General features: G+C 40.1%; 8 protein-coding genes. 4 read left to right on the plus strand and 4 right to left on the minus strand.

The window, feature by feature from the left end; all coding sequences use genetic code 11:
- Positions 1-276: 276 nt before the first annotated feature.
- From AC5590_RS16810 to AC5590_RS16820, 3 genes are all read left to right on the plus strand, one after another.
- Positions 277-636, plus strand: a complete 360-nt coding sequence (locus AC5590_RS16810; RefSeq protein ID WP_169264684.1) for a hypothetical protein — start codon at positions 277-279, stop codon at positions 634-636.
- Between the two features lie 260 nt (positions 637-896).
- Positions 897-1,436: a Dps family protein gene (locus AC5590_RS16815; protein ID WP_169264685.1), complete on the plus strand. Its 540-nt coding sequence runs from the start codon at positions 897-899 to the stop codon at positions 1,434-1,436.
- A 239-nt stretch (positions 1,437-1,675) separates the two neighbouring features.
- Positions 1,676-2,443, plus strand: coding sequence for a ChaB family protein (locus AC5590_RS16820; protein ID WP_169264686.1), 768 nt, complete (start codon positions 1,676-1,678; stop codon positions 2,441-2,443).
- 70 nt (positions 2,444-2,513) lie between these two features.
- Here AC5590_RS16820 and AC5590_RS16825 read toward each other — a convergent pair whose 3' ends face one another.
- Together AC5590_RS16825 and AC5590_RS16830 are read right to left on the minus strand one after the other, a co-directional pair.
- On the minus strand, positions 2,514-2,936 hold the full coding sequence (locus tag AC5590_RS16825) for a TIGR02588 family protein (RefSeq protein WP_169264687.1): 423 nt from the start codon (positions 2,934-2,936) through the stop codon (positions 2,514-2,516).
- Positions 2,933-3,826: a TIGR02587 family membrane protein gene (locus tag AC5590_RS16830; RefSeq protein WP_169264688.1), complete on the minus strand. Its 894-nt coding sequence runs from the start codon at positions 3,824-3,826 to the stop codon at positions 2,933-2,935. The genes AC5590_RS16825 and AC5590_RS16830 overlap by 4 nt, the downstream gene beginning before the upstream one ends.
- A gap of 178 nt (positions 3,827-4,004) precedes the next feature.
- Between AC5590_RS16830 and AC5590_RS16835 the strand changes: the two genes are divergently transcribed.
- Positions 4,005-4,199, plus strand: coding sequence for a CsbD family protein (locus AC5590_RS16835; protein WP_169264689.1), 195 nt, complete (start codon positions 4,005-4,007; stop codon positions 4,197-4,199).
- Between the two features lie 170 nt (positions 4,200-4,369).
- Here the strand turns inward: AC5590_RS16835 and AC5590_RS16840 are convergent, their stop codons facing one another.
- Positions 4,370-4,642 (minus strand): GlsB/YeaQ/YmgE family stress response membrane protein, encoded by a 273-nt coding sequence (locus AC5590_RS16840; protein ID WP_169264690.1) that lies wholly within the window; start codon positions 4,640-4,642, stop codon positions 4,370-4,372.
- 599 nt (positions 4,643-5,241) lie between these two features.
- A complete protein-coding gene (locus AC5590_RS16845) occupies positions 5,242-5,961 on the minus strand; it encodes a response regulator (RefSeq protein WP_169264691.1) in 720 nt (239 codons plus the stop codon).
- Positions 5,962-7,532 lie beyond the last annotated feature (1,571 nt).

A 7,532-nucleotide genomic window follows, 5' to 3' on the forward strand; every position in this document is an offset into this window, starting at 1 on the left:
ATCTTGACGAAATTGAAATGGTGGTTGCAATCAAGCTTTGAAAGACACAAGTACAGCTACTTTTTGACACTCTTGTTGGGCTAAGTTAAAGCAGAGGCTTTTCTTTAAAAGTTAAGATTGGTTTGCAACCACTGCTCAAAACTTTTTCGATAGATACCAAATCAGGTAAGCTATAGTGTATCGAAGATTCATGACAGGCTGCGTCTATAATGCTACCCTGCCAATGTTTAAAACTACGCGTGTATTTTGGATAACGATTACTTTGGAGGAGTTTCAATGAAGAATATTAGTTTTGGTTTATCTGTGTTGCGTCCCGTACGCTTTCTTATTGTTGTATTCACTTGTGCCTTGCTGATTTTCTCTAATGCGTTTCCTGCTGCTGCAATTGGTACCAAACAGAGCAGTCCGCAAAAAGCTACTGATCAGCTACTAGAAACTCAGAAGGAAACTGACAAAGCTACTGCAAAACCACCTCTTGGATTGGAAGAGACAACAAGAAAAGCAAACGAGGGACTGAACGAAGTTCAGGGAGCTGCAGATTTGAATAAAATGAATCGTCCTGAAAATTCCCAGAGTGCAGTTTCAGCAGAAGATAAAGTTGAGAGTTTTTTGGAAAAAATCACAGGTAACAAGTAAGCAATATTTCTTACTTTCCATACCTTTTCATTAAACCAAGGTGTAGTTTTTAAAATTGGGTGTAAAAAGTAAATTATTGCTCAATGTTCTGGGGTTTTGAGCAATTCATTTTTGATTTCACCATTGGGTAGACATCTCGATTTGTATATTGAGATGTCTATTTATATTTAGTTAGAAAAAACAATCTTTCCTTAGATTGATGATGGTACGAGTTTAATTTGTAAAGGTTAATGAAGAAGCGAGCTAAGGGACTTAAAGTTATGCGCAAGTTAAACATTGGTTTGACAGATGAACAGCGTCAAGGTGTAATTGATCTGTTGAACAAAGATTTGGCAGATGCCTATCTTCTGTTAGTAAAAACTAAAAAGTTCCACTGGGACGTGGTCGGGCCTCAATTCCGCTCCCTTCACCAGCTTTGGGAAGAGCACTACCAAGTACTGACTGAAAATATCGATTCTGTAGCTGAGCGAGTGCGTGCTTTGGGCGGTTATCCTATTGGCACAATGGAAGGATTTCTCAAAGTTGCCAGTCTCAAGGAAGAAGGTGGTACCGTTCCCACAGCAACTGGTATGGTCAGTCGACTAGTGGAAGACCATGAGCAGGTAATTCGCAACTTGCGGGAGCATATAGATCAGTCGAGTGAGAAATTCCATGACGAGGGAACTGCTGACTTCCTAACTGGATTGATGGAAGGGCATGAACAGATGGCTTGGATGCTACGCTCATTTATTGAAGGGCAAGACCTACAGCCAGATGGTTCACAAGCATTAGGACAAACAAAAACTCCTGTAGGTGTGTAATCTGTGTTGGCAGATTTAGCATAAATCAGTGAACAGTGAAGAGTTTTGCGGCGTATTGTGAGACAATCTGCTGCAATGAATGCAGATTGTTAGATAGAGTGAAGATACGTTTACTCCCTCGCTTACTAATAACTGTTAAATCTAAGGTGTGAGTTTAAATTGGCAGATTGAGGTATGAATAAATTCCTTGCATCTACCCCCTCAGTCTGCCAACTGGAAAAGCAAAAAGGAGTCTTCAAGTGGTGGAAGCATATAAGGCAGAGCGTACTATCTCAGCTGTTTTTAAAGAACAGAAGCAAGTCGATGATGTAATTCGGCGTTTATTAGACCGGGGTGTGTCCAGAGACCATATTTCGGTTATGGGCAGAAATTTTCAATCAGAAACCCGAATTGCTGGTTTTATTAGCAAAAGAGATGTCATACTGGGAGGCTTGAGAAGCGGAGCAATCTTTGGTTCCTTATTCGGTTCCTTCCTCAGCTTGCTCACAGGTGTAGGCGTACTGTTTATTCCTTTTGTCGGTCCAATTGTCGCAGCAGGGCCGATTGGTGCAGTGCTGTTAGGAGCTGCAAGTGGTGCGATCGCCGGAAGTGCAGGCGCAGGTTTAGTATCTGTTTTGACCACATTGGGAATGCCAGAAGACAAAGCAGCAGTTTACCAAACCCGCTTAGAGGCTGGTGAGTTCTTACTGATGGCAGAAGTGCCTGGCGATCGCTCTGGAGAATACCAAATCCTAATTGAAAGTGCTGGTGGTGAAGAAGTCAACACAATTGAACAAGCGCTACCTCGTGCTTGTACTGCTGGCTGCAACGGTCCAGAGGATTTATCTCCAGAAATTCGCTCTCATCTTTCTGCTGAAGCTCAGAGTACATTCATTGAACGTTATAACACTGCAATAAAAGAGACAAATGATGAATCTAAGGCTGAACAAGCAGCCTGGGAAACTATTCATCAACAATATGATGAAGATGAAAATGGTGTCTGGTCAAAGGCAAAAACAACTGTTTAGCAAATAGTTATGAGTCATTAGTCATGAGTAAAATACTCTAGACTTTTGACTCTTGAGTTTAACCTACTTTTCAAGGTAATTTATAACTAGTCACTCTTATTGTTAACTGACCTTGGCGCGGATCACGCTTAAAGATAAACGCTCCTCGTTCTTTTTCACCACTAGATAAAAAGTCAATCTGTATATCCCCCGTTTCTTTTACTTCGCCGTTAATTTCCAACTGGGCCATAACCTGAACAGATTCGGCTGTTTCTCCTCCAGTATTAACTACCTCGAAAGGAATATAAAATTGTCCATCAGCTTCCCGAATTGTCTTGTTACTAACACCAAGGACAGGAGGTTGATGTTTTTCGTTGAGCCAAGTATAGCCTACCAAACTCACAATAACTGCCAGGATCAATGAAGCAGCACCGAAAGTTACCCATTCTGCAAGTGTTCTTTTCGGTTGCTGTTGTTCTTTTTTGTGATCATTAGATTCATTTGCTTGACTCATACTGCTAACCGTCCTGCTGCACCTCCGATACTCGCAGGTAATCCCAGCAGCAAAGTGTATTCCAGCCAAATTGTCCAGGGATCGCTAAAGGTTACCTTTTGAAAGAACCACAGCATAAAAGCTGCTGCTACTAGCGACACTAAGTATGCCATAATAGTTTCACTAGATGGTCTTTGAAAAATTCCTTGTTGCTGTCTGCGCTTTTGCTGATCTGAAAAACCTGCCTGAAACACAACGCCATAGGAAATAAGTATAGACGTCGCAATAATTGCCAAAAGCCAGAGCGGTGTTACCGCTGCTGCTAGCATAGGAATTTCGTCTGTTGGCGCGATGTTAAATGCAATGACAGTTGCACCAATCAAGGTTGCACCTACATCGGCAAAGGTAGCGTGTAACTCATCTGGTTTCCTTCGGCTTCCGTCGCTTGTTGAATCACCTATTCGCCCTTGCCCATCACCATCACGAGTGTCTCCTAATAACTGGTTTGCCAATGCCACGCCTAAGGTAAATGGTACACCTTCAAAGACGATTTTACCCAAAGCTTCCTTCATCGAAGTTTCAGGTGTTAGTTCTTGCATTAACAGCAGCATGAAGGCGGAGCAAACCAATCCAATTCCCATTGCTTCTATAGTATCTGTGAGTGATCCATAGGGTGGAGAGTTTCGTTTGCTTCTACGAAAACCTTCTGTCCGGTTCAGCAAGAAAACTACCAGAAACATCAAGGCGATCGCCAACATGATCATTGATGGTTTTGCCAGTGATCCTATCCACCAAACCTCCATTGTGTACAGCAAAGGGATACCAAATAAAAAGCCTCCACAAGCACCCCGAATAATGTCATTAATCTCGTTTTTCCAGACATTTTTCCGGCGCTTTCTTCCGATACTCATAGTTTGTTAGTCATAAATACTTGACTGAATATATCTAAAATACTCTTTTGGTATGAGATTTTAAAAAAAACTGCTTTTTGTGTATACCCAATATCTTTCTTAAGATAGGTACACATAAAAAGTAAGTCTGATATTCTATCTTATAGACGCACATAATACCTAAAACTAGAGGTGTCATATGAGTACTGAGGACAGAAGTGCTGAGAACAGAATAGAAGCAACAGCGAAAAATATCGAAGGTAAAATTCAAGAGGTAATTGGTAATATAACAGGAGACCCAAAACAAAAAGCTGAGGGTAAAGCAAAGCAAGCAGAAGCTCAAGTTAGACACACTGCTGAAAACATCAAAGACGAACTGAAGAAAAATTTATAGAATACTATATCCCTTTTGTCATCCAACTAGGTAACGTCGTTAATTAACTAAAGGTTTTACGAAGTCAAAAACTCCACTGTTTCATTTGCAGTGGAGTTTTTTAGTAATTTAAAACAAAAAAGGTTAGTCCTAATAAATTGGCTCTAACCATTGTTTTCACTGTCATTAATTTAAACAGCACTCCTACGAGTAATTAAGCCCCAAATGAAGATAGCAATCATTGCTCCAATCACAGCAACAACCAAACCAGGAATACTTAAGGTAGCTGCAGTTAGGGAAAGGGTTCCGGTTTGTAAAAAGGTAACGAGACTACCCCCAACAAAAGCTCCGACAATACCTAAGACAATTGTGGCGAGAATTCCACCACCTTGAGTACCAGGATAAATAGCCTTAGCTATTGCTCCAGCGATGATACCAAGAACTACCCAAGCAATAATGTTCATAACTCTATATTTCAAATTGATAACTATACTATATATGTTATCAATCTAAACTTGACTTGCTCTTCTATCGCAAGTGCAATAACTGTTCTATCGTAAGAGATAACTGTAAGAAATTCTAGTATAGGAATCAGGTTTGATGAGTGTGAAATTGTTTGCGTAGGGAGGGAACGCTTAACGCTTAACGCTTAACAGGAAAAAAGGCTCTTGAAGTGTACCTAGCTTCGTCAAAAATCAAATAGTAGTCCTAGATGACTTGCCTTTCGTTAAGACACTACATCTATTTCTTAAAGAGCAGCCAATCTCATTGTATAGTGTAGAGCAATACAATGTTTTTTGTTTCAAAGAGTTTGTGCTCAACTTCAGGATCTAGATTGTTTCACGACTCAAGAAGATGAAACATAGCACGCACGTTAGAGGAAGTGCAAAGTAGACAGTGAAACTGTTTGAACCACTGTTAATCATTCAATCGCATGTTAGATTGTGAGTATGATTGGCAAAACTCTACAGTGCATTTCCTCTTGAAAGTAGGGTGCTGAGTGTGTGATTTAGACTGGGCTAATATGATAATTGACCGTAGATAATCCAAGATAGCGTATGCTTTATGCCACTAGACCGGAACGTAAAGCTCGAACTGCAGCTTGGGTACGATCATCGGCACAAAGTTTATTTAGGATGTTGCGAACGTGGGTTTTCACGGTACCAACTGTGATGTATAGTCTCTCAGCAATCTGTCCGTTACTACATCCTGCTACTATTAACTCTAGAATCTCCAGTTCTCGTTGTGTGAGTGGATAAGTTTCTAAAACTTGCTCGTATTCTGATGGCAGCGCTTCGATTTTGACAGTTTTAGGCAGTTCAGATGGCTGATTTTCTGGAATACCTTGCCGCATTTGCTGCAATACCACGTTGGCGATCGCCGGATCAATCCAGGAGTTCCCTGTGTGAGTTGCTTGAATTGCTTCGGTCAACTTATCTATACTTGTATCCTTCATATAATAAGAGTCAGCTCCTGCTGCAAAAGCCGCAAGTACTGCATCTTCTGAATGATCCATCGTTAAAACAAGGATTTTGGTTGCTGAATCACCCGTCTGTTTTTGGAACTCTCTAAATCTTCGGGTGAGTTCAATTCCATCAATATCGGGTAAACCAATATCCACAACAGCTACATCTGGCTTAGCTGTTTCCAAAAGTTTTAGTCCTTTTGTTCCATTTGGAGCTTCACCTATAACTCTAAGTGTGTTGCTCGACTGTAATGCAGCCTTTAGCCCCATTCTAGTCAGATCATGATCCTCAATTAAAACAATACTAATTTCACTCATAGTTACACTCTTTACTTTAGGAGATTGCATCTGTCAATATCTGACATTTTGCAGATTGTTTTTTTGATTTTCCAAAACCAAAGATAGATGATATTTTATCAAACTTGCATCCACCGATAGAAAGAAGGAGTTTTTTCTCTTCTTGCTATTTTATACAGACAAATATCTTGTTTGGGAAATATGGGTAATTTCTCAAAAAATTTCAAATATAGTCGGATAATTTTGCAAATGTCCACTAGTACTCCTTGTGATGATGGATCATCAATTGACTAGACGCATAAAACTTATGAGCTTTAACAACAGTTTGTATTTTTCCTGATCAGTAAGTTAGAGTTAGTTATTTGTTACCAGTCTAAAACGAATAAATAACAACAAATGATTTTTTTTATAAAATCATTGTTAAAGTTGATTGACAAAAAAAAGCCTTTTATGGACGAAAAATTCTAAGTATACTCAGTCAACAGCCACACTACCACCTGTTGGGTTGGGCAAACCCTCGACAAGGATGGACAACCCTTGTATTTTTGCGGCGTATCCTTTTAACTAGTTTGATTCAAATTTTTTGGTAAGGGCGCAAAAATACATCCAGATCTCGGGTTTTACGAGTAGACATTGTTGTCGGGTTGTCCATCCAAGGCTCATGGAAAATGAAGCGGCAGGCGAGTACGTCAAATGGAAGATCTCACCAACGGCTTGCTAGCAGAATCACGAGTTGGCAGCACCTAAACTCAATTGTCTTGTCATATATAGTTCTGACTAATGGCTGAAGGCAGGTGTTTGAGTGTCAATTTATAATTGTACTGAAAAATACTAAGTGCGTTATTAGACTACGGTTTTGTTCTGATTTCCACACAAACAATTATTGTTATGCCTGTGAGTCGTGTTTGTTGCTGTGCTTACTGCAATGACAAACCTACAGCATATCTCAAAAGTATCATTTTGTCAGAATCAAGTGGAGCAAAGTCAGATTAGTCCTGCCAATAGTTTTGTTTGTTCCTCTGGCTTCCCTTGAAGTCTGAGTAGCTACTCCCGGTGCTTAGAACTTCGGTGTGCGATGCAAACTTCTGTGAGGGTAACCCGAACCCAAATCACTGGCGTTAGCGCTTTACGCACGCCAAGGGTGAATATCGTCAGATGTGCCAAGGCATCCCGAAGGACAGAAATCCCAGTTTTGCGTTAAATTTTGAGATGCTGAGCGCCCGTACGCACTTACATTCACTGTGCTACCCCTACATATTTTGTAGGAAATAGGGCACGCTCTCGTCGCAAAGCATAACATTTTAGATTTAAAACGACATTTGATTACAGGCAAATAAGTTGCAATTCATTTAAATTGCATGTTTTCCATTAAGCTAACCTTTTGTCATTGATCGTTTGTCTTTACAGAATGAGTGAATGAATTTCAGCTCATCTGTCATCTGAAATTCTGGTGATTTATAGAAAGAAACTGGAATATACGTAAAACAGATTGTATGAAATCAAAGAATATGTCAGCCAATTTTGGATTTTGGATTTGGGATTTTGGATTGACTCCACCCTAAAGGTGAGGAGCTTGAAGAATTTGGGATTTG

Origin of the sequence: Brasilonema octagenarum UFV-OR1 (assembly GCF_963888615.1) — a bacterium.
GTDB classification, from domain to species: domain Bacteria; phylum Cyanobacteriota; class Cyanobacteriia; order Cyanobacteriales; family Nostocaceae; genus Brasilonema; species Brasilonema sennae.